The 20,005-nt window shown below is 59.1% G+C and carries 21 protein-coding genes and 1 pseudogene; 12 read left to right on the top strand and 10 right to left on the bottom strand.

Features of this window, described 5'->3' with window-relative positions; all coding sequences use genetic code 11:
- The 4 genes and pseudogenes from HMPREF2698_RS12225 to HMPREF2698_RS12215 form a co-directional block, all read left to right on the top strand.
- Positions 1-1,643 (top strand): annotated as a pseudogene (locus tag HMPREF2698_RS12225) (type ISP restriction/modification enzyme); the annotation flags it as partial.
- A gap of 205 nt (positions 1,644-1,848) precedes the next feature.
- Positions 1,849-2,301: a Panacea domain-containing protein gene (locus HMPREF2698_RS12220; RefSeq protein ID WP_070565069.1), complete on the top strand. Its 453-nt coding sequence runs from the start codon at positions 1,849-1,851 to the stop codon at positions 2,299-2,301.
- Between the two features lie 2 nt (positions 2,302-2,303).
- Positions 2,304-2,816 (top strand): hypothetical protein, encoded by a 513-nt coding sequence (locus HMPREF2698_RS13485; protein WP_144269113.1) that lies wholly within the window; start codon positions 2,304-2,306, stop codon positions 2,814-2,816.
- A 220-nt stretch (positions 2,817-3,036) separates the two neighbouring features.
- Positions 3,037-4,191 (top strand): glycoside hydrolase family 25 protein, encoded by a 1,155-nt coding sequence (locus tag HMPREF2698_RS12215; RefSeq protein WP_070565072.1) that lies wholly within the window; start codon positions 3,037-3,039, stop codon positions 4,189-4,191.
- On the opposite strand, the gene HMPREF2698_RS12210 is transcribed toward HMPREF2698_RS12215, so the two are convergent.
- A complete protein-coding gene (locus tag HMPREF2698_RS12210) occupies positions 4,188-5,030 on the bottom strand; it encodes a spermidine synthase (RefSeq protein WP_070531139.1) in 843 nt (280 codons plus the stop codon). The two genes, HMPREF2698_RS12215 and HMPREF2698_RS12210, sit on opposite strands and share 4 nt — an antisense overlap.
- A 102-nt stretch (positions 5,031-5,132) precedes the next feature.
- Here HMPREF2698_RS12210 and mnmA point away from each other — a divergent pair, with 102 nt between their 5' ends.
- The gene (gene mnmA, locus HMPREF2698_RS12205) at positions 5,133-6,218 is read left to right on the top strand and encodes a tRNA 2-thiouridine(34) synthase MnmA (protein WP_070565066.1); all 1,086 of its coding nucleotides are present in this window, start codon (positions 5,133-5,135) and stop codon (positions 6,216-6,218) included.
- Positions 6,219-6,220: 2 nt separating this feature from the next.
- Here the strand turns inward: mnmA and HMPREF2698_RS12200 are convergent, their stop codons facing one another.
- Positions 6,221-6,589, bottom strand: a complete 369-nt coding sequence (locus tag HMPREF2698_RS12200; RefSeq protein WP_070565063.1) for a PH domain-containing protein — start codon at positions 6,587-6,589, stop codon at positions 6,221-6,223.
- A gap of 108 nt (positions 6,590-6,697) precedes the next feature.
- Between HMPREF2698_RS12200 and HMPREF2698_RS12195 the strand changes: the two genes are divergently transcribed.
- Positions 6,698-7,606, top strand: coding sequence for a uroporphyrinogen decarboxylase/cobalamine-independent methonine synthase family protein (locus HMPREF2698_RS12195; RefSeq protein WP_070565060.1), 909 nt, complete (start codon positions 6,698-6,700; stop codon positions 7,604-7,606).
- Here HMPREF2698_RS12195 and HMPREF2698_RS12190 read toward each other — a convergent pair.
- The 6 genes from HMPREF2698_RS12190 to HMPREF2698_RS12165 form a co-directional block, all read right to left on the bottom strand.
- Entirely contained in the window at positions 7,603-8,733 is a 1,131-nt protein-coding gene (locus tag HMPREF2698_RS12190) for an ATP-binding protein (RefSeq protein WP_070531133.1), read from the bottom strand. The two genes, HMPREF2698_RS12195 and HMPREF2698_RS12190, sit on opposite strands and share 4 nt — an antisense overlap.
- A 108-nt stretch (positions 8,734-8,841) precedes the next feature.
- Positions 8,842-9,105 (bottom strand): FitA-like ribbon-helix-helix domain-containing protein, encoded by a 264-nt coding sequence (locus tag HMPREF2698_RS12185; RefSeq protein ID WP_070565057.1) that lies wholly within the window; start codon positions 9,103-9,105, stop codon positions 8,842-8,844.
- A 4-nt stretch (positions 9,106-9,109) separates the two neighbouring features.
- On the bottom strand, positions 9,110-9,394 hold the full coding sequence (locus tag HMPREF2698_RS12180) for a hypothetical protein (RefSeq protein WP_070531130.1): 285 nt from the start codon (positions 9,392-9,394) through the stop codon (positions 9,110-9,112).
- Positions 9,395-9,403: 9 nt separating this feature from the next.
- Entirely contained in the window at positions 9,404-10,402 is a 999-nt protein-coding gene (locus HMPREF2698_RS12175; RefSeq protein ID WP_070565054.1) for a serine hydrolase domain-containing protein, read from the bottom strand.
- A complete protein-coding gene (locus HMPREF2698_RS12170; protein ID WP_070565051.1) occupies positions 10,402-10,917 on the bottom strand; it encodes an ArsR/SmtB family transcription factor in 516 nt (171 codons plus the stop codon). Before HMPREF2698_RS12170 ends, HMPREF2698_RS12175 begins: the two co-directional genes overlap by 1 nt.
- 63 nt (positions 10,918-10,980) lie before the next feature.
- Positions 10,981-11,652, bottom strand: a complete 672-nt coding sequence (locus HMPREF2698_RS12165) for a 3'-5' exonuclease (RefSeq protein ID WP_070565048.1) — start codon at positions 11,650-11,652, stop codon at positions 10,981-10,983.
- 145 nt (positions 11,653-11,797) lie between these two features.
- Between HMPREF2698_RS12165 and HMPREF2698_RS12160 the strand changes: the two genes are divergently transcribed.
- The 4 genes from HMPREF2698_RS12160 to HMPREF2698_RS12145 are packed head-to-tail and all read left to right on the top strand — an operon-like array spanning position 11,798 to position 16,657.
- Positions 11,798-13,057 (top strand): ATP-binding protein, encoded by a 1,260-nt coding sequence (locus tag HMPREF2698_RS12160; protein ID WP_070565045.1) that lies wholly within the window; start codon positions 11,798-11,800, stop codon positions 13,055-13,057.
- A 53-nt stretch (positions 13,058-13,110) separates the two neighbouring features.
- Complete coding sequence (gene ligA / locus HMPREF2698_RS12155) at positions 13,111-15,135, top strand: NAD-dependent DNA ligase LigA (RefSeq protein ID WP_070565042.1); 2,025 nt, start codon at positions 13,111-13,113, stop codon at positions 15,133-15,135.
- Positions 15,132-15,902, top strand: a complete 771-nt coding sequence (locus tag HMPREF2698_RS12150) for an HAD family hydrolase (RefSeq protein ID WP_070565040.1) — start codon at positions 15,132-15,134, stop codon at positions 15,900-15,902. The genes ligA and HMPREF2698_RS12150 overlap by 4 nt, the downstream gene beginning before the upstream one ends.
- Positions 15,899-16,657, top strand: a complete 759-nt coding sequence (locus HMPREF2698_RS12145; RefSeq protein ID WP_070525254.1) for an HAD hydrolase family protein — start codon at positions 15,899-15,901, stop codon at positions 16,655-16,657. Before HMPREF2698_RS12150 ends, HMPREF2698_RS12145 begins: the two co-directional genes overlap by 4 nt.
- On the opposite strand, the gene HMPREF2698_RS12140 is transcribed toward HMPREF2698_RS12145, so the two are convergent.
- Complete coding sequence (locus HMPREF2698_RS12140) at positions 16,654-17,313, bottom strand: ACT domain-containing protein (protein WP_070525255.1); 660 nt, start codon at positions 17,311-17,313, stop codon at positions 16,654-16,656. The genes HMPREF2698_RS12145 and HMPREF2698_RS12140 overlap by 4 nt on opposite strands.
- Positions 17,314-17,514: 201 nt before the next feature.
- Here HMPREF2698_RS12140 and gatC point away from each other — a divergent pair, with 201 nt between their 5' ends.
- Both gatC and gatA read left to right on the top strand, forming a co-directional pair.
- Positions 17,515-17,817, top strand: coding sequence for an Asp-tRNA(Asn)/Glu-tRNA(Gln) amidotransferase subunit GatC (gene gatC, locus HMPREF2698_RS12135; protein WP_070525257.1), 303 nt, complete (start codon positions 17,515-17,517; stop codon positions 17,815-17,817).
- Positions 17,818-17,819: 2 nt separating this feature from the next.
- A complete protein-coding gene (gatA, locus tag HMPREF2698_RS12130) occupies positions 17,820-19,304 on the top strand; it encodes an Asp-tRNA(Asn)/Glu-tRNA(Gln) amidotransferase subunit GatA (protein ID WP_070565038.1) in 1,485 nt (494 codons plus the stop codon).
- Between the two features lie 243 nt (positions 19,305-19,547).
- On the opposite strand, the gene HMPREF2698_RS12125 is transcribed toward gatA, so the two are convergent.
- The coding region (locus HMPREF2698_RS12125; RefSeq protein ID WP_141748959.1) for an HNH endonuclease signature motif containing protein at positions 19,548-20,005 on the bottom strand (458 nt) is incomplete at its 5' end.

The raw sequence follows: 20,005 nt of genomic DNA, 5'->3' as shown, positions 1-20,005 counted from the left end.
GGGGGGGGTTCGTCTTTCGATGGCCGAGGATTTCACGGATCTCTATGTGCTTAACCTTCGCGGTAACCAGCGAACAGCGGGCGAGCAATCTCGTAAAGAAGGAGGAAAGGTCTTTGGCTCGGGGTCCCGCAATACCGTGGCCATCACGATTGGTGTGAAGGATCCTTCGAAGCATGGTTTTGACCTGCACTACCGAGACATCGGCGACTACCTCTCAGCGACAGAGAAACTTGAGATCGTTGAAAACTCAACCGTGGAAAACATGGAATGGCAACAAATCACGCCGAACAAGGTTGGCGACTGGCTGAATCAACGTTCGGAGGAGTTTGAAACCTGGCCAGTTATTGGTGAAAAGGCGGGTGGTTCACTAAAGGTTTTCGACGTCTTTTCTGCCGGTTTGAAAACCGGTCGAGATACATGGGCCTATGCCCAAACCGACGGCCAACTGGTCTCTAAGCTGGGAGTCTTGATTGGTACATACACTGAGGCAACAGCTTCACTTCGAAAGTGGCTGAGCGAGCAAGGGATCACAAAGCCTCAAGAAAAAGATGTAACGGTTTTCTTGCAAGCGCATCCACAATACGCAAATACAACAAAGGCGTCATGGAATCGCACACTCAAAAACTTGGCTGCAAAGGGTACCGAAATATCTGTGCGGCAGGAGCGCATCTACGCGTCGCAGTATCGCCCGTTCACCAAGAAGCGGGTGTATTTTGAGCCGTCGCTCAATGACATGACGTATCGGCTGCCTTCGCTGTTCCCGACTCCGAAGCACCGAAATATAGGTTTTGTCGCGGTTGGTGCGGGTGAATCAGTTGAGTCGTCCGTGCTTGCTACTGAACTTCTTCCAGACCTGCATGTTATTGCTACATCACAGTACTTCCCCACGCTTCACCTGGGCCGCCGTCGAAGCTGACGACGGTGGGCTGTTCGGTGAGGGAGGCGTCGTTAAGCAAGGCGAAGCTAGCGTCTACGGCTCGATTGGTGAAGTCATCGACGGCTACGTGCGCGTGGACAACATCACTGATGAGATTAAGACTCTCTATCGTTATGTGCTGGGAGCGGACATCACGGGTGATGACATCTTCCACTTTGTCTACGGCAAGCTGCATGACCCTGTCTACCGCACGAAGTACGCGGCTGACTTGAAGAAGATGCTGCCGCATATTGAAACACCGAGTACGCGTGTGGAGTTCGATAAGTTTGCTGCTGCTGGCCAAGAGCTGATGGATCTGCACGTCAACTACGAATCTGTCGAGCCGTGGCCTCTAGATATCCAGGTCAAGGGCGATGAGTCCGACCGTGAGACGTGGCGAGTGCTCAAGATGAAGTGGGCCAAGCGCAAGGATCCGGAGACCGGTAAGAACGTCAATGACGTGAGGAAGCTGATCTACAACAAGCGCGTGACCATTGCTGGCATTCCGGAAGAAGCTGACGAGTACATGCTGGGCTCGCGCTCGGCAGTCGCGTGGCTGATTGACCGATACCAGGTCAAGAAAGACAAGGCTTCGGGCATCGTCAATGACCCGAACGATTGGGCCGACGAGGTAGGCAATCCGCGCTACATCGTGGACCTGATCGGGAAAGTCGTGCGCGTGGCCATGGAGACGGTACGGATTGTGGATGGATTGAATTCCAAGTAGTCGGGAGCCAAATTTGTCCGCCAGATGTATGGTAATAAGGAGTCAAGTGGTGTTTGTAAAGCGAGTAGGCTCTTTGCCTATGCCACACTGATGGGGGGACGCACACGAGACTTCTCGTGTATCTGTTGGTGCACGCGCAGTCTGGTGGATAATAGAAAGTGAAGGGTAGAAACATGCACCAGGACAAGGGCGAAAGGAGCTGGATATGGCGCGCGTCAACGATGTAGCTCGTTACATTCTGGAAAACGTTGATTCTGGTGTAAGCACTATGAAGCTCCAGAAGCTCGTTTACTACGCCCAAGCATGGAGTCTCGTGTGGGATGAAAAGCCCTTGTTCAATTCCCGCATAGAGGCATGGGCTAACGGTCCTGTTTGCCGTGACCTTTATAAGTGCCACCGCGGAGAATTCACTGCGAGCACTGACATGTTTCCCGGTGACTCTACTCAGTTAACTGTAGATGAGAAAGACACCATTGATGCAGTCTTAGCTGCTTATGGTCACTTGAACGGTCAGCAGCTGAGCGATTTGTCTCATAATGAACGTCCGTGGCGCGAGGCGCGCGTGGGCGTTGCCGATGGCGCTCCCTCTATGAACGAAGTCAGCCTAGAGGTTATGCAAGACTTTTACAGTGCCATGCAATCTGCGGCTAGCGCATAACGATGGGCAGCGGAAAGCGTAAGAAAAAGAAGCTTGCGCGCCAAAGGAATAACGCTGGTGGAAAGTACGTGCCACCGCTGGTTGCCACGGCTGACGATAAAAAGGTTCCGGTGAGCGCAACACTAGATGCCTCATATAAGAACGAATTAGTTCGTTGGACGGCTAGGGAGATAGACGAAGTTCCCGGTGCTGGTGACGGGCGCCGGTGGGATTTGAGTGCCAACGAGACAGTGGAACTACTAAAGTTCCTTGATGATCTAACTAAGAAGACTTGGGCGGAGTGTGAAAACGAAGGATCCAAGGGGCACCGACGCAACCATGATCACGCAATAAACGAATTGAGTAAAGCTGCGCAGAATCGACTACGACAGCTGGACCAAAATGAAGAACGAGTCTTCCGTTTTAGATTGAGTGGTGCCTGCCGGTTGTGGGGGTTCCGCTCAGGAAGCCTGTTTCGTGTGCTCTGGTATGACCCGGAGCACAAGGTTTATCCGGTCAAAAAGCGACACACATAACTGGAGCGGCTCCAGTCTTCCGATTGCTGACAATTCTGTTGAAGCCCTTAGTCCTGATGACCGGACCTTTCGGAGGGGCGTCGCCAAGCGTTGCCCGTTCCTTCGCTGCACCGGTTTATCGGGACGGCGTTGGTGATGGTGTTAAAACTGTGGCAAACGAGTTTAAAGTTTCGCGTGTTGCATCTGTGACTGATGTTGTTAAAGCGGTAGTGTGGCGCGCATGAGCCATGCACGTCGCCTTGTTACCGCCGCCGTTACTGCCGTAGCGGCCGTGGCACTGTCCGTATCCACCGCCGTTGCCATCCCGTCCACCGCACCTTCTGGTGTGGATGTTTCCGGCAATAACCACGCGTCCCTTCGCGGAATCGATTGGGATGCCGTGAAGTCCGATGGGCAGTCCTATGCCTTCGTCAAGGCCACTGAAGGCGTTGGGTTTGTTAACAACCACTTCGTACGCGATGCCAATGCTGCCGCAGCTGCTGGACTGAAGGTCGGCGCTTACCACTATGCGCGCCCGGCTGGTGATGCCAAGCAGCAGGCGGCCAGCTTCGCCTCCCAGATTGCACTGGTGCCGACGCAAACCCTGCCGCCGGTGCTCGACATTGAGGTCGATGAGGGCCTGAGCACTGCTCAGCTGGAGGAGTGGATCGACACCTTCATGACTGAGGTGAAGACCCTAACCGGCCGCACGCCGATGCTGTACACCTACAAGTACTTCTGGATGGGCCAGATGGGCAATTCCACACGCTTCTCCGAGTACCCTCTGTGGCTGGCCGCCTACCAGGACACCGCGCCGGACCCAGTCGGAGGCTGGGACAAGTTGGCCTTCTGGCAGCGCTCCGGCAGCGGCCGCGTTGCCGGTATCGAAACCGATGTTGACATGAACCTCTTTAACGGTACTGAGGCACAGCTGCAGTCCTTCTCCGGTGGCAATTACATCGACTTCGGCGGCATCTTGGATGACATGGTCATCCCGGGTATTGACCTAGGCGACGACGCCGGCGTGCTGATCGCTGGAATCCTGGCTCTGGCAGCGGGTGCTGTGGCCGTGCCGGCCGTCGCCGATGCCGCCAAGAACGCGGGGCTCGATGTCGATGCGACCGGTCTTATCAAGCAAGCGGAAAAGCTGCTTAACGACGGCGTTATTAGCGCCGATGACCTCAAAGACATGTCCAACAATGACGCTAGCGTTGGTGACTTGGCCATCTTCTTGGACAATGCGCAGCACCTGCAGGATGTTGATGCCGATAATGTCAGCCAGCAGGACGTGGAGAACGCCGACCGCGCCGCGCGCAGTGCGGGTCACGCCGCAGGCGTTGCGGTGCCGAATCTCGACTCCAAGCAAGTGGCGGATCTGCTCAATAGTCTGCGTTAATCGCTACGCGGTGATGGGGCGTCGTGGCGCGGATTAGCCCCCTTAAAGAAGCGGCGGGTCCAGGACTCGTCGCGGAAGTGCGCGGGCACCGCACCGGACAGCAGTGGTTTAGCAAGCGCGGCGGCTTGCGGGGAGCCGTCGCCAGGCAGCTCGGTGTCTGAGCCGATGAGGATGATGTTGCCGTAGCGCCGGCCTTTGAGCATGGGAGGGTCGGCAATAACGGCGACGTGTGCAAAGACTTCTGCCATTCCGGCGAGTTCTGCCTTCGCCCCTTGCAGGTCGGAGTGGTCACCGCAGTTGGCAACGTAAAGCCCGCCCGGAGTGAGCGTGGCGTGGGCGTGCTGGAAGAACTCTTGGGTGGTGAGAGGCTCCGGCGTGACGGCGCCGGCGAAGACGTCGCGGATGATGACGTCGAAGCGATTCGGAGGGAAGCCTTCCGTCACCGCGCGTGCCTCACCGGCGCGGATTTTCACGCGGGGAGCGGCAGGGATATCGACTAGCTCACGGATGAGCTCGGCCAGTTTCGCGTCGAGCTCCACCACCGTGTTGTGGGAATCCGGCCACAGGTCTGCGAAGTAGCGGGGGAGAGAACAGCCACCGCCGCCCAGGTGGAGCAGGCGCTTGCCAGGCGCTAGGTTTTCTACCGCTGCAGCAATCCAACGCATGTACTCGAATTCGAGGGTGCGTGGCTCTTCGGGGATGAGGTGTGAGGAGGGTACGCCGTTGATGTTGAAGATGAAGGCGCCATCGCGGAACGGGTCGGCTTCGACGACAAGCTCCCCCGTGGAAATCTCGTAGGTGCCCGCGATTGAATCGGTCTTGTTGCGCTTTCTTCCCATAATGCCTTTTAGCTTAGGGAATAGAGCGTGAGTTCAGTGTGTTGGGGTATGGGGTACACCGCGACTAGCCTAAGTGGACGAAAGAAGGAAGAAGGGGAAAGCATGCGAGTATTGGTAGCCATGTCCGGCGGCGTCGATTCCTCGGTCGCAGCCGCACGCGCGGTGGAGGCGGGCCACGAGGTCATTGGTGTGCACCTGGCCCTGCACAAGGATGCGCAGCAGACTCGTGAGAAGGCGCGCGGCTGCTGCTCCTTGGAGGATTCCGCCGATGCCCGCCGTATTTGTGACAAGCTCGGCATTCCTTTCTACGTGTGGGACTTCTCCGAGGAGTTCAAGGAAGCCGTTATTGGTGACTTCGTTGACTCCTACGCCCGCGGCGAGACCCCGAACCCCTGCTTGCGGTGCAACGAGAAGATCAAGTTCGCAGCTCTCCTGCGCAAGGGCATGGCACTCGGCTTTGATGCGGTGGCCACGGGCCACTACGCCACTATCGATGACGACGGCTACATGCGCCGCTCCCTGGATGAGAATAAGGACCAGTCCTATGTGCTGGGCGTTATTACCAAGGAAGAGCTGGACCACTGCTTTTTCCCGATTGGTGATACCCCGAAGCCGCAAATCCGCGAGGAGGCCAAGCGCCATGGTTTCTCCACGGCGGCGAAGCCGGATTCTTATGACATCTGCTTCATCCCGGACGGCAATACCCAGGCCTTCCTGGGTCGTTCCATCGGCCTGCGTCCAGGCATGATCGTGGACACCGAGGGCAATGAGCTCAAGGAACACGATGGCGCGTGGAACTATACCATCGGCCAGCGCAAGGGCTTGGACATCAAGACGCCGACTGCCGACGGCTCCCCGCGCTACGTCACCGACATCGACGCGGCCACCGGCACCGTCACCGTCGGGTCGCGCGCAGACCTGGCCGTGACCCGTATCGAGGCCGACCGCCTGAAGTACCTGCACCCCGCGATGGAAGGTGACTTCGACTGCGAGGTGCAGGTGCGCGCCCACGGTTCCGTCGTTCCCTGCCACGCTCACGTGGACCGCGAAGCCGACCGCATGACGCTGGAACTGAAGGAGCCGCTCTCCGGCGTGGCTCGTGGCCAGGCTGCCGTGCTTTACCTACCGAGCCCGGACGAGCTAGGCGATATTGTCCTGGGCTCCGGCACCATCTGCGGAACCGAGTAGCTTTAGCGAAGCACGCAGTCAGCGATGAGTCGATCGAGTGCCCGAATATCGACTTTGGGCCCGATGTTGATTTTGAAGTGGCCAGCTCGTGTCCAGAGCTCCAGTTCAGCATTTACGTCTAGGAGCTTCCCTGCATTCTCCGTCGACCACATATTAATGGAGGAGTAAGGGAGAGAATAGATTTCGACTTTCTTTCCAGTGAGACCTTGAGAATCTCGGATAATCAATCGGTGGCTAGTGAAGACCGCTGCGTCTCGGACAGTTTTAAATGCGCAGATGGGCTTTTCGTTGGCTGCGAGAACTGACGAAATATCGCTCGGAATCTCGCAAGGAGAATAGAAGGTCCAGCCAGAAAACTGTTCAAGTGCCACGGGAGTATCCTTTACTATCTGCGACTTAGTGGTTTGTGAATTGCATTATAGATGTCGCAGTAGTCTTTGATTCGGTATTAGAAGAAAAACATTCGGGAAGGAGAACGGATGACGGGATTTGCCCTTGGCCCCATGCCCGGCACCTCCATGGCGGAGGCCGCGGACATCATCATGGGGGAGACCGAACTTCCTGCCATCCCGCAGCTGCCCGAGCGTGGCCTCGGTTCCGACGCGGTGGGCCGCACGGCCAGCATGCTGGAGGCCATCTCCATCGACCGCGGCCCGCGCTCGTGGCGCATGACTGCGCGCCCGCAGCTGCTGACCCGCCGCACGTGGGACCGCTTGGAACGCGACCTCGACGAGGTCCAGGAAGTCTGGGGCGAGACCGTGCCTCGCGTCAAGGTGCAAGCACTCGGCCCCTGGTCGCTTGCGGCGAGCATTGAGCTTTCCGATGGTCACCGCGTGCTCACCGACCGCGGGGCCTTCACCGAGCTTGCCGACGCCCTCCGCCACGGCCTCCATGCACACGCCGAGGACGTCGCTAGTCGCTTCCACGGGGAGGTCGTCGTCCAGCTCGACGAGCCCCTGCTTGCCGATATCATCGCCGGCCGCGTCCCTGGCACCACAGATTTCGATACCATCCCGGCGGTCCCGGATGAGGTCGCGCTCGACCTCCTACAATCCTTCGAAGCAGACTACCTACACGCCCCACCGCTGTGGTCGCTAGCGCCTGCTGCCACGACCTTCCTCACGGATTTCCGCGGTCTGGAGACCCCGCGTCACCTTGATGGCTTGGGCGAACACCTTAACGCGGGCCACCGGATTGGTCTGGGCATTGAAGGTTCCGATGCCCGCGCGGAGGCTATCGCGTTGGCCCAGCACCTCGACCGCATCGGCATGCCGCGCGACCTGCTCGTCGACCGTTTCGACGTCTATCCCGTCAAGGCCTCCGCCAGATCCCTGCGCTCGGTTACCGAGACCGCCGGCATCCTCACTCGCGATGCCGGTGACCTTTAGTCAACCCGCCCCAAGCTATCCGTCGCGGTGAAAAAAGACTCCATATACGGGATGACGAACTGGAGCTGGCCGTGGGCGGTGGGTTCGATGAGGTCGGCGTCGATAAGCCGCTGGCGCGTGGCCGACAAGGACCGCACCGTCCGGTCCTGGTGCGCGGCGATGTTCTTGATTTCTGCCGTACCGTCCTCCATGACCGCGCTCATCGCCTCGAGGAAGAGGCGCTGGGCCGGTGGAAGCGAAAGGGTAGCAGGCTGGTGGACTTGGGCACCCAAAACCGAGATAGCCTCGGCTGACACCGCTGCGACGTCACTCTCCTCGATACTGCTCCCACCCTCGCGCTGCGCCTTTCTCCAAGCCAGTGAGCCCACCAGCTGCACCATGTAGGGGTAGCCGCGCGACAGACGCACCGCCGCTGCTACCGCATCATCGGTGAATTCAAGCCCGGACTGTGCGGCGGTCTCGGTGAAGGCCACCTCGGCGTTCGCGGGGGAGAGCGGGCCCAGAACGAACCTTTGCGCGCGGCGTAGGAAGGTCACGCCCGGCAGGTCCAGCAGTCGGTTGACTCCCTGCGGAAGGCCCGCGGCGACAATAGCGACATCGAGCTCATCGCGCACCAAGTCTTGGTAGGTCACGGCCAGGGAAGTTAGGTCCTCCGCGTATGCGTCCTGTACCTCGTCGATGGTCAACAGCACGCCAGTGCCTTTGAGCATGCCTAAAAGCTCGCGCAGGCGGGTGTTCAACGTGGGTTTGTAGGCTTCCTCAGTGTTGTGCTGGATGCCAATGGTTGCCACACCACCAATGCCGACGCGGTTGACCTTGTGCTTGTCCGCCGGGGCCAGCTTGTCCATGATGCGCGGGATGGTGGTGTCAACGAGCTCGTCAACCATGGAGCTGCGTCCCGAGGCACGCAATGTGATCCACCCGCGACTAGAGGCGATATCTTCTATCTCGTTGAGCAGGACCGTCTTGCCGATACCGCGGGCGCCGCTGATGATGAGCGAGCGGCCCGGGCTGCCTGGTTGGGAGTCAAGCGCTGCGCGGAAGGTGTCGAGCACTGCCGTGCGGCCGACCCAGAATAGCGGTGGAACGCCGAAGGTGGGGCGGAAGGGATTCTCGTGCGGGGACATAGCTTCATCCTAGAGTATTGGGAGATTTGGGAGACTTTTATAAAGGTGGAGATTTGGGAGACTTTTCTGAGGGTGTCGACTAGAGAGACCAACGATCTCCCTAGTCCTCTATGCGTCTCGTCCGGCGCGGATTGCGGCGACGACGTCGAAGTCTCCCTTCATATCGATAGGTGCACGACGGGAGAGTTTGGCCGCCTTTTCTTCGATGGGCTTTCTGTTGGCAGTGGATGGGGATGACGCGGCCATAGTGAGGATGTTGCGCACGTAGTCTTCGAGGGAAACACCAGCGTTAGCGGCGCGGTGTTGAAGAGTTGCGATGGTTGTACTGTCTACGTCTGGGATTTCAACGGTGCAGGTAGGGGAGGAGCTCATAGTGCTATCGTACGGGAGCTTCTTGACCAGCGTCTGCGTGGCTAGAAGGCTGCACGGCCTGCCAAGCTACCGCGCCGATGTGTAGCGAGCAGGCTGCGACAAGGGCGTACCACCAGCCAAAACTGACCGAGGTATGCCAGGGCATGACGTAGCCGATGAAGAGTATGGCGAGGATCGCAATCGTTGCGGTGACGAGGCGATTTGCCGTGGAAAGGGGCTTTCGCAGGGCCTTCCATGCGGCCCAGAGCTCCGAAGCGGTGATGACGGCGAGCGCTACGGTGAGGAACATGCTTACTCCTTAGGATGCGAGCTCGTCGAATAGAGCTTGGGCAAGGTCTTCGGTGCCGGCGAGGGAATCGTTGTTGGCGAAGGCGGCGCGTTTGGTTTCCGGATCGATGATGAGCATGGTCGAGTAACCGTAGGTGCCGCCGTTGTGCCAGTACCCAACATTGTCCTCGCTGGGAGGCTGCCAGCCGTAGTCGATATCGCCGTTCTTCATAAACCACTCAGCGAATTTGGCCATGTCACTCGCCGTGGAGCGGATCGCTCCCGCGGGTGCGGAGCCTTCCATCTCCCACGGCTCAGCGTGGCGGCCGGTGGGGGTTAGGCCGCGTGGAGCGTCGGCAGGCACAGAGCCCGGCGTCATGAGGTAGGTCTCCGTCATGCCGGCCGGTTTGAAGATGCGCTCCTTGAGCATCTGCTCATAAGGCTGTCCAGCGGCGGTTTCCACCATGTGGCCCAAGAGTCCGTATCCAAGATTGGAATAGGACTCTTCGCCGCGGCCCTTCAACTTAGACTTCGTGGCTGCATCCATGATGTCCTCGGTGGTTTCGCCCTCATAAGGGTTGGCGCCGGTAATGGCCGAAATGAGGCTGCCTAGAACATCGTTGCTGGCCAGCCGAGGAAGGCCAGAGGTGTGGTCGAGTAGCTCCCTTACGGTGACGTCGGCGACGGGTGCATCGCCAATCTCGAGGACTTCGCCGACGGTCGTGTCGGGGCTCAGCTTCCCCTCTTCAACGAGCTGGTGGGCTAGCTCGCCGGTAAACATCTTGGTGACGGAGCCAATTTCGACCTCCGTGTGCTCGTCGCTGCCCAGTCCTGCGAAAGTGGCCTTGCCGTCCTGGAGGGTGAAGGCGGTGAGGTTGTGGAAGCCGGACTCTGAGTGCTGTTCCAGCTGGGTGGCTAGGGCTTCGTCGCCAGTCTTGTCTTGTGCCAGCGTAATCCTTTGTGGGCCTGCGACAAGCAGGACGGCGGCAACGGCAATAGCAGTGATAACGGCTAAGACAATTTTGCGCATTAATGGTCCTCGCTTGCGGTGATAATAGTGAGCAGGGGAATGACGCGGGGCGGGCGGATGGAGTATTCGCCGCCAGACTTCGTGGTCCAGCCCACATGAGTTAGAGCGCTCAAGTGGTGGTAAGCGGTGCCAGTGGAGGAGACGATGTTTTCTTCGACAAGCTCGGCGGCGGTGGCGGGTGCGGCGAGGAGGCGGCGGAGGATTTCGCCGCGGACGGGATGGGCCAGCGCGGAGAGGCGCTCGAGATTCTCCGCCCAGCTCTCATCGGTAACGAACGTGGTGGGGCGCTGCCATTGATAGGCGTACGAGCGCTTGCCGACGTTTATGTTGCCGCCAAAGATGACGGAACCGTCGGGAAGCTGCTCGTTGGGTGCGAGGGCGTCGACCAGCCAGTAGGTCGAGTCTTCTTCAGTGGTGGTGGGTGTAGGTCTGGCGTCGGCAGTGTTCGTGCGCCCCTCGAGCGCGGCGACGCGCGCTTCAAGCTCGGCGAGGCGTGCTTCGACTGTTGTGTCCATGGTTTCTAGAATTCCAGAAATCTAGAAACCTGGCAAGGATTAGTTGAGGATTGGGTACTGGAGTTAAGAAATCATCGGCCACGCGGTGGAGACATCCGAGGCATCCCGACCGCGTCCTTCCAGGTACTTCTTGAAGGACTCGCGGTCCTTGTACCACTCGACGGCCTGGTATTCCATGAGCTCGTTGGTGTCCATCTGTGCTAGCTCGGGGAAGTGCTGGCGCACTTGCTTCCAAGCGACGCGGGCGGCCGCGAGGGCGTCGGCAGTAGCCTCATGCGCGTTGCTCAGCTCCACGCCGTAGTGGGCGGAGACCTCCTCCAAGGTGCGCTTGCCCTTGCGCCACTTGTCCTTCACCCGGTCGATGACGAAAGGATCGAATACCGGACCATTGACCGTGAAATCCCCGGTCAGCGCGCGCAGTACGGAGAGATCGTAGGAGGCATTGTAGACAATGAGCGTAAGACCTTCCTCCCAGGCCTGGTAGATGGCATCGACCGTCTCCTTGAGGACTTCGTCGTGCGGGCGACCCTCCGCGCGGGCCTTCTCAGTAGTGATGCCGTGAATCTTGGCGGCCTCCTCGGGGATCTCCACGCCTGGGTCAGCGAGCATCTCCCGCTTATCTACCTCGCGCCCGTCGATACGAACCAGGGCAGAGGTGACGATGCGGGCTTCTTTGGGCTTTACGGAGGTGGTCTCGAGGTCGAAGGAGAGCATACGGGTGGCGTCGAAGTTCATGGACAACACTCTAGCGCCCGGCTCGGACATGCACTGTGGAAGTCCTGCAGAATGACGGACGAACCCTTGCAGAATGACGGACAAACAGCTGCAGAATGACGGACGAACCCTTGCAGAATGACCAACTGCAGGTAGAGTGTTATTTATGGAACGGTATATTAGGCGCGGCATGGAAGGTTTTGCCCGAGAAGCATTGACCTTCTCTCCCGTTGTCCACGTCACGGGCGCACGGCAGGTTGGCAAGTCGACGTTGACAAGGCATCTCGGCCTTGAACGTGCGGTATATGTAACGCTCGATGATCCCGCAGCCCTTTCACTAGCGGAGGAAGATCCGACGACCTTTGTGCAGCAAGGCGGTGACGCAACGCTGATTATTGATGAAATCCAGCGGCTTCCCGAGCTCACCCTGCCGTTAAAGGCTGAGGTGGATAGGAACCGCCGGCCAGGTCGATTCATCATTACCGGTTCCTCAGATTTTGCCCGGGGAGTAGGTAAGAAGGATTCCCTTGCAGGAAGAATTATTGATCTCCATTTGCACCCACTGAGCCAACAAGAAATTTGTGAAACGGTCAGTGACGGCGCCTTTGTAGATAGGCTCGATGAGCTCCTCGGATTGCCTGTGCGTTCGGTTCCTACGGAACAAGTAGATCGAGCTGGCTTGGTGGACAAAGTGCTGAAGGGCGGCTATCCGGTTGCATTAGATCTGCAAGATCGTATGCGCCGAGCTTGGTTCGAGTCTTATGTTTCACATGTCACGGTGATTGAAGAAACCCTATCCCGGGAAAGCGCACAGCCGGGAAGGTTGCAATCGTTGTTGCGACTACTCGCAGCACATCAGGCGGGGGAGTTAGTTCCGGCGAAGCTCGCACGTGAAGCGGAAATCCCAGCGTCCACTGTCCGCTCCTACCTCGATACATTGTCAAGGCTGTTTCTTTCCTCACAGGTGAAAGCATGGAAATCAAATCTGACGTCGCGAGAAATCTCCAAGCCCAAAAGCTGGGTCACTGATTCCGGTCTGGCTTCCTGGTTAGCGGGGCAAACTCGAGACATGCTCATGAATCCGCTGGTGCAGTCGCACCTAGGGCACTTGGTCGAAGGGTTTGTCCTTCAGGAGCTTTCTGCCCAGCAGGGTTGGGCTGAAAACCAGCATCAGCTGCTCCACTGGCGTGATAGTGCCGGGATGGAAGCGGATGTTGTCATCGAATTCGCCGACAATAGCATCGCTGCGCTTGAGGTTAAATCCGGTGCGACAGTCAAGGCAGGACAGGTTCGGCATTTGCGTGCACTGAGCGAGAAACTAGGGCCCCTTTTTCGTGGAGGATTTGTCTTGGCTCCGATTCCCTATGTGCAGCCCTTGGGGGACAAACTATGTGCGCTGCCGATGTCATATTTGTGGCGTGGATAGGCCGTTTGGCCTGGTACATGCTGTGTCCGGTAGCCCCGCTACACTAGTGACTCGTGAGTGATGCAGTAGATATCCAACGCGAATGGTCCGAGCTTGCCCAAGAAGTGCGCAAGCACCGCGAGCTGTACTACAACGGTGAGCCATCGATTCCGGATGCGGACTTTGACGCGCTCTTCCAGCGCTTGCTGGCCTTAGAGTCAGAACACCCAGAGCTGCAGACCCCGGATTCGCCTACCCAGCAGGTGGGCGCTGCCCCGGAGGGCGCCGTTGACATTGAGCACCTGGAACGCCTGTACAGCTTGGACAACGTCTTTAGCGCCGAGGAATTGCAGGATTGGCTGGACCGCACGCCGGCAAAGGCCTATCTCACCGAGCTCAAGATTGACGGTTTGTCCATCGATTTGGTCTATCGTGACGGCAAGCTTGCCACGGCCGCCACGCGTGGTGATGGTCGCGTGGGTGAGGACATCACTGCTAATGCGCGTGTTATTCCCGATATCCCACGTGAGCTGACGGGCAGCGAAGAATACCCGGTTCCCTCCCTGGTAGAGGTCCGCGGCGAGGTGTACATGCGCCCGGATGAATTTGAGGAAATTAACTCCGCACGCCGCGAGGATGGTAAGCCCACCTTTGCCAACCCCCGCAACGCGGCCGCGGGCGGACTGCGCATGAAGGACCCGGAGGACGTCAAGAAGCGCCGGCTCCACATGGTCTGCCACGGCATCGGCGCGCGCGAAGGATTCCAACCAGCCTCGCAACACGACGCCTACCAGGCCTTGGAGGCATGGGGATTCCCGGTGTCGCCTTATACCCAGCGGGTCACCACCGCCAAGGAGGTTCAAGAGCGCGTGACCTACTGGGAGGAACACCGCCACGATGCTTACTTCGAGATGGACGGTCTCGTCATCAAGGTCGATGACCTGGCCAGCCAGCGCTCCTTAGGCGCGACCTCACGTGCGCCACGTTGGGCCATCGCGTATAAGTACCCACCGGAGGAGGTCACCACCAAGCTGCTCAACATTGAGGTCGGTGTCGGTCGCACCGGGCGCGTGACGCCTTTCGCCATCATGGAACCAGTCTTTGTCTCCGGCTCGAGGGTTTCCATGGCCACCCTGCACAACCAGTTCGAGGTCAAGAACAAGAACGTCCTCATCGGGGACACCATTGTCATCCGCAAGGCCGGCGAGATCATCCCTGAGGTTCTCGGCCCCGTTCTAGACAAGCGCGATGGCAGCGAGACCGAATGGGTCTTCCCGGAGAACTGCCCTGCATGCGGTACGAAGCTGGCTCCGCAGAAGGAAGGCGACCAGGACTGGCGCTGCCCGAATACCCGCAGCTGCCCAGCGCAGCTGGCGGCGCGTCTGGAGTATTTGGCCTCCCGCAAGGCGCTCGACATTGGTGAGCTGGGGGAGAAGGCTGCTGCGGATCTGATTTCCTCCGGTGTGCTCAAGGATGAGGCGGACCTCTTTGATCTCGATGAAGAAGCACTCCTTAAATCCTCGGTCTACACCACCCAGAAGGGCGCGCTCAACGCCTCGGGCAAGAAGCTGCTGGAGAACCTCAAGACCGCCCGCCAGGCTGAGTTCTGGCGAGTGCTCGTAGCGCTGTCCATCCGCCACGTTGGCCCCATTGCCGCGCGTGCGTTAGCCACGCGGTTCGGCTCCATGGAGGCGCTGCGCGCAGCATCGGTGGAGGAGCTGGCGGATACCGATGGCGTGGGTGGCATCATCGCGGAATCCTTTAAGCAATGGTTCGAGGTGGACTGGCACGACAACATCGTGCAGAAGTGGACCGCCGCCGGGGTGACCATGGAGGAAGCATCCAGCGATAAGCCCGCGCAAACGCTGGAGGGAATCACCGTGGTGGTGACCGGAACCCTAGAGAACTACAGTCGCGATTCCGCTAAGGAGGCCATCATCTCCCGTGGTGGCAAGGCCTCCGGGTCGGTGTCGAAGAAGACCAACTATGTCGTCGTCGGAGAAAACGCCGGTTCAAAGGAACAGAAGGCCCGCGACCTTGGCTTGACCATTTTGGATGAGGAAGGCTTCAACCGCCTCCTTGAAACGGGCGAGGCATGAAGTTAGCCGCCTTCGACCTGGACGGCACTATCTACTTTGATGGGCACATGCCCGAAGACGTGCCGGAGGCGATTGTCGGTTGGCGCGCTGCGGGCAACCTTGCTGTCGTGGCCACGGGCAAGTCTCCTCATTCTGCTCGGCGTGCACTAGAGCCTTTTGGCGTTGACTTTGACTACTACCTGCTCTGCAACGGCACCGTCATCATGGATGGCTCTTATGAGTTGCTCTACGAAAACCATGTACCGCCCGAGGTGGTTCGTGCCGTGTATGAGCGGGTGCATGACACACCAAAGCTCGACCTCTATTGCACACGTTTGACAGGCCCGGACGGCTACCTCGTGCGCAACGTGGCGGGCGTGCACAACCCCATCATCAGTGAGCCCGTGCCGGTCCCGCCGTCACGCATTGAGGAAGAGGTCTTCCCGCTTGTTGCCGCCTGGACCCCGGGCAACCCAGACCTGCAGAGGAAGATCGCGCAGTGGGTCACGGACCGCTTTCCGGTAGGTACCGCGATGAACCGCAACTTCTTCGACATCATGCCGCTCGGTCACGACAAGGGCTTTGCCTTGACTTGGCTGCTTCGTCACCTGGAAGTTGAGCGCTCTGACATTGAGCTCATCACCTTCGGGGACGGGCACAATGACCTGCCCATGCATGCGCTTGCCGACGTCTCCCTCACCTTCCCCTGGGCGCAACCCGACATCCACAAGGCGTGCTCAGCGGTTGTGGACTCAGCCTTTGAAGGTCTAATACACTACGGTTCATGAAGATTGCGGCTTTAGACATGGATGGCACTGTTTACGTCAACGAAGACATAACAGAGGCCACACAAAAAGCCATCGCTGAGTGGCGTGCCGCAGGCAACTTGGCCGTCTCCGCGACGGGCAAGTCCATCGCCAATGCGCGCAACACACTCGAACCCTTCGGCGTGGAGCTGGACTACCACGTGCTCTACAACGGGACAGTCATCACCGGCGGCGACTATTCCATCCTGCACGAGGAGCATCTGCCGAGTGAGGTTGTGCAGTCCATTGTCGCTCGTTTCACCGGCCTGCCGTTGAATATCTACCTCACAGGCTTGTCTGGAGCCGACCAGGTAGCGTGGGATGGCCTCGCAGGACGCGAGTCCTCCATGGTGGCGAATACGGAAGTGGTGGATCCGGGGGACGTCGCCAAGCGCAGCACTGTGTTGTTGTCCCTGTGGATCCCTGGCAACCCTGAGCTGCGCCGCGAGGTGGACGAGTGGGTCCGCGAGAATTGTGCCGTCGAATCATCCTTTAACTGCGATTTCTACGACATCATGCCACCTGGCCATAACAAGGGTGAGGGCTTGACGCGGTTGCTTGATCATCTCGGCCACGAAAAAGCTGAACTCTACACCTTCGGCGATAGCTTCAATGATCTCTCGATGCACTCTATCGCCACCGAGTCCTTCACGTTCCCGGGAACGCAGATCACCGAAGAGGTGGACCACGTGGTCCCCGATGTCGCCGCGGGACTCAACTCGTTGCTTGCCCGCTAAGTAAGAAACGCACCCAAGATGGCACCCAAGTCACCCAAGTGCTCAACTTCGGAGGCGAGGTAATCGGGTCCACCAACGCGGCCCATCACCACCACGTAGTTCGTTCCCACGAGGGGAGCAGCGGCCAGCGCGGATTCGATGAGCGTCCAGGATTCCGGAATCCACGTGTCCTTTTCAGGGTTGAGCACGCGAGCCGTTGTGATGTTGAGGTCGGTGGGGATCGAGCCGTCGTCGGCAGGCGCGGCGTCCGACGCGGCGATGCGGCTGATGTTCTCGTCGTTCGCGATGACAATGGCCCAATTGGACGTCAGCGCCTTGGGGATGGCGGCGCAGACTTCACTCATTGCGGCCGTCACGTTGCGTTGTGCGGCAACCTTGGCCAGCACGTGGATTTGCCCGCGGCGGTCAACGCGACCGCTGAAGGGGCGAATGGAGTCGACCTCGACTCCTTCCACGGTCTGTGCTGCCGTGATGATCTCATCCGCCATGGTGGACTGGGGGAGATCCAAGACGATGTCATCCATGACCGTACCGTCGGGGAAATTCTCCACAATGTCGACGGAGCGGATATTTGCCTCGATGCTGCCCATCGCGTTGGCAAGGAGGCCAAGGCTGCCGGGGGTGTCAGGGAGAAGGACACGGACGAGGTACGACATATCGTTCTTTCTGGGGAAGGTGAATAAGTAGGGAGGGGATATTTGGCTTTCTAACTCGATCGATGTTACCCAACCTGTCGAATACTATTCAATAGTATGAGCTTCACTTAGGGGAGGAGTGGTGGTGGCGCGGCAACAGCTGTGCAGTACCATGGGTGCTTAGCTATCAACCGTCTCAATGAATAAAAGGATGGAGTTCGCGTGTCTGATATTTCGCGTGACGAGGTCGCGCACTTGGCAAAGCTGTCGCGATTGGCCCTGAGCGAGGAAGAACTGAAGCAGTTCGCCGCGCAGATCGACGAAATCGTGGACTCGGTGTCCGCGGTGGGCAAGGTCGAGGCTGAAGGTGTGGAGCCAATGTCGCACCCGCACTCCGTACATGCTCCAATGCGTGAGGACGTTATTGTGCGCACCCTCACTGCCGAGCAGGCCCTGGACCAAGCGCCGGCAGCTGAAGATGACCGCTTCATGGTTCCGCAGATTCTGGGTGGAGGAGACGAATAAGAATGGCACAATTCATTGCGCCCACCGAGGGCATTACCGCACTGACCGCCGCCGAGCTGGCTGAGAAGATTCACTCCCGTGAGCTCACCTCCCGCGAAGTTACTCAGGCATTCTTGGATCGCATCGCGGAGACCGATGGCGAGCTCAACGCCTTCCTCCATGTTGGCGCGGAGGAAGCACTGGCGGCTGCCGACGCCGTCGATAAGTCCCTCGACGCCGGCGAAGAACCCGCCTCTGCCTTGGCTGGCGTGCCGCTGGCGCTCAAGGATCTCCTCGTTACTACCGACGCCCCCACGACCGCTGCCTCCAAAATGCTGGAGGGCTGGGTGTCACCTTATGACGCCACTCTGGTGACCAAGCTGCGCGAGGCAGGTATTCCGATTCTGGGTAAGACAAACCTCGATGAGTTCGCGATGGGCTCCTCCAATGAGAACTCTGCTTATGGCCCTGCACACAACCCCTACGACACCGAGCGCACCCCGGGCGGCTCCGGCGGCGGCACTGCTGCGGCTCTTGCCTCGGGCCAGGTTCCGCTGGGTATCGGTACTGACACTGGTGGCTCGATCCGCCAGCCTGCTGCACTGACCAACACCGTTGGTGTCAAGCCGACGTACGGCACGGTGTCGCGTTACGGCCTCATCGCAGCTGCAAGCTCTCTGGACCAGGCAGGTCCGACTGCCCGCACGGTCCTCGATACCGCACTGCTGCACGAGATCATTGCCGGACACGATTCCTTTGATGCCACCTCCGTGGATAAGCCGGTTGCCCCGGTAGTCGCCGCCGCTAAGGAAGGCGCCAATGGCGACCTTTCCGGCGTCAAGGTTGGCCTGATCAAGCAATTCGAGCGCGACGGCTGGCAGCCGGGCGTGATGGAGGCCTACCACGCCGCGGTTGAGCAGTTGAAGAACCAGGGCGCGGAGATCATCGAGGTCGACTGCCCGCATTTCGACGACGCACTGGCTGCGTACTACCTCATCATGCCGTGTGAGGTGTCCTCCAACCTGGCCCGCTTCGACGGCATGCGCTACGGCCTGCGCGTGGGCGATGACGGAACCCACTCTGCGGAAGAGGTTATGTCTCTGTCCCGCGCTGCTGGTTTCGGCCCTGAGGTTAAGCGCCGAATCATGCTGGGTACCTACGCGCTCTCCGTCGGATATTACGACGCCTACTACCTTCAAGCGCAGCGTGTGCGCACCCTCATTGCACAGGACTTTGAGCGCGCTTTCGAACAGGTCGATGTCCTTGTTTCCCCGACCACGCCGACCACGGCCTTCAAGCTGGGGGAGAAGGTTGAGGATCCGATGGAGATGTACAACTTCGACCTCTGCACCCTGCCGCTGAACCTTGCCGGCGTGTGCGGCATGTCTGTACCCTCCGGCTTGGCGTCTGACACCAATCTGCCGACCGGCCTGCAGATCATGGCTCCGGCGTTCAAGGATGACCGCCTGTACAAGGTTGGTGCCGCCTACGAAGCAGGGCGCAAGTAGCGCACAGAACTGCACCTTGTAGTGCTCCTCAGCCGGTGACCTTTCACGGAAACGTGGGAGGCCGCCGGTCTTCGTCGTTTTCTTCGACGGTGGGTGTGTTCTTGGGTTCTTGTCCTTTCGGTTGTTTGGAGTGGTGTCGTCGTTTGATTCGACGAGGGCTAGGCCCCTGTTCTTCGTCATCGTCGTCGTTTGAATCGACGGGTGTTTTCGCCTTTTTCGTCGTTTGATTCGACGACCCAGGTTTTAGAAGGGGATGTCCTCGTCGCCGGTGTTGGTGTTGGTTTGGGTTTCGGCTTTGGTTTCGGCCTTGGCTTTGGCTTGTTGTTGTGCGTGGTAGTCGTCGAGTTTTTGTTTGAGCTGTTGGGCTTCTTCACGCACGCGTTTTCTGGTGGCGGTGATGTGTTGGGCGACTGTGTGCGCCCACCGTTTTTGTTTGGGTGCCAGGGGGCCTTCTGCTTCGTTGATGGTCCAGGTACCGTCGGCGAAAAGCCAGATAACATCCCCACTGTAGGGGTCCAGCAGGTACTTTAAGGTGCCATCGGTTTTCATGTTGTGATGGCCTTGGCATAAGCATGCCAGGTTCTTCGGATGTGTTGGCCCGCCTTCAGCCCAGTTGTGCCGGTGGTCAAGCTGGGTAAGAAAGGCAGGTTGTTCACACCCGCCGACTCGGCAGGTCCCGTCGCGGCCTTCGACGTGTTTGC

Source organism: Corynebacterium sp. HMSC072A02, assembly GCF_001810085.1.
GTDB lineage: Bacteria > Actinomycetota > Actinomycetes > Mycobacteriales > Mycobacteriaceae > Corynebacterium > Corynebacterium hesseae.
Note: the sequence above shows the minus strand (reverse complement) of the source record. Positions and strands in the feature narration are given on the sequence as shown.

Excerpts from the sequence above, each read along its gene's own strand:
- HMPREF2698_RS13485 (WP_144269113.1), top strand. The coding sequence starts at position 2,304 with ATGGGCAGCGGAAAGCGTAAGAAAAAGAAGCTTGCGCGCCAAAGGAAT.
- gatA (WP_070565038.1), top strand. The coding sequence starts at position 17,820 with ATGGCACAATTCATTGCGCCCACCGAGGGCATTACCGCACTGACCGCC.
- HMPREF2698_RS12160 (WP_070565045.1), top strand. The coding sequence starts at position 11,798 with ATGGAACGGTATATTAGGCGCGGCATGGAAGGTTTTGCCCGAGAAGCA.
- HMPREF2698_RS12195 (WP_070565060.1), top strand. The coding sequence starts at position 6,698 with ATGACGGGATTTGCCCTTGGCCCCATGCCCGGCACCTCCATGGCGGAG.
- HMPREF2698_RS12170 (WP_070565051.1), bottom strand. The coding sequence starts at position 10,917 with ATGGACACAACAGTCGAAGCACGCCTCGCCGAGCTTGAAGCGCGCGTC.
- HMPREF2698_RS12165 (WP_070565048.1), bottom strand. The coding sequence starts at position 11,652 with ATGAACTTCGACGCCACCCGTATGCTCTCCTTCGACCTCGAGACCACC.
- HMPREF2698_RS12185 (WP_070565057.1), bottom strand. The coding sequence starts at position 9,105 with ATGAGCTCCTCCCCTACCTGCACCGTTGAAATCCCAGACGTAGACAGT.
- HMPREF2698_RS12175 (WP_070565054.1), bottom strand. The coding sequence starts at position 10,402 with ATGCGCAAAATTGTCTTAGCCGTTATCACTGCTATTGCCGTTGCCGCC.
- HMPREF2698_RS12190 (WP_070531133.1), bottom strand. The coding sequence starts at position 8,733 with ATGTCCCCGCACGAGAATCCCTTCCGCCCCACCTTCGGCGTTCCACCG.
- HMPREF2698_RS12210 (WP_070531139.1), bottom strand. The coding sequence starts at position 5,030 with ATGGGAAGAAAGCGCAACAAGACCGATTCAATCGCGGGCACCTACGAG.
- mnmA (WP_070565066.1), top strand. The coding sequence starts at position 5,133 with ATGCGAGTATTGGTAGCCATGTCCGGCGGCGTCGATTCCTCGGTCGCA.
- HMPREF2698_RS12150 (WP_070565040.1), top strand. The coding sequence starts at position 15,132 with ATGAAGTTAGCCGCCTTCGACCTGGACGGCACTATCTACTTTGATGGG.
- HMPREF2698_RS12220 (WP_070565069.1), top strand. The coding sequence starts at position 1,849 with ATGGCGCGCGTCAACGATGTAGCTCGTTACATTCTGGAAAACGTTGAT.
- HMPREF2698_RS12140 (WP_070525255.1), bottom strand. The coding sequence starts at position 17,313 with ATGTCGTACCTCGTCCGTGTCCTTCTCCCTGACACCCCCGGCAGCCTT.
- HMPREF2698_RS12145 (WP_070525254.1), top strand. The coding sequence starts at position 15,899 with ATGAAGATTGCGGCTTTAGACATGGATGGCACTGTTTACGTCAACGAA.
- HMPREF2698_RS12215 (WP_070565072.1), top strand. The coding sequence starts at position 3,037 with ATGAGCCATGCACGTCGCCTTGTTACCGCCGCCGTTACTGCCGTAGCG.
- HMPREF2698_RS12180 (WP_070531130.1), bottom strand. The coding sequence starts at position 9,394 with ATGTTCCTCACCGTAGCGCTCGCCGTCATCACCGCTTCGGAGCTCTGG.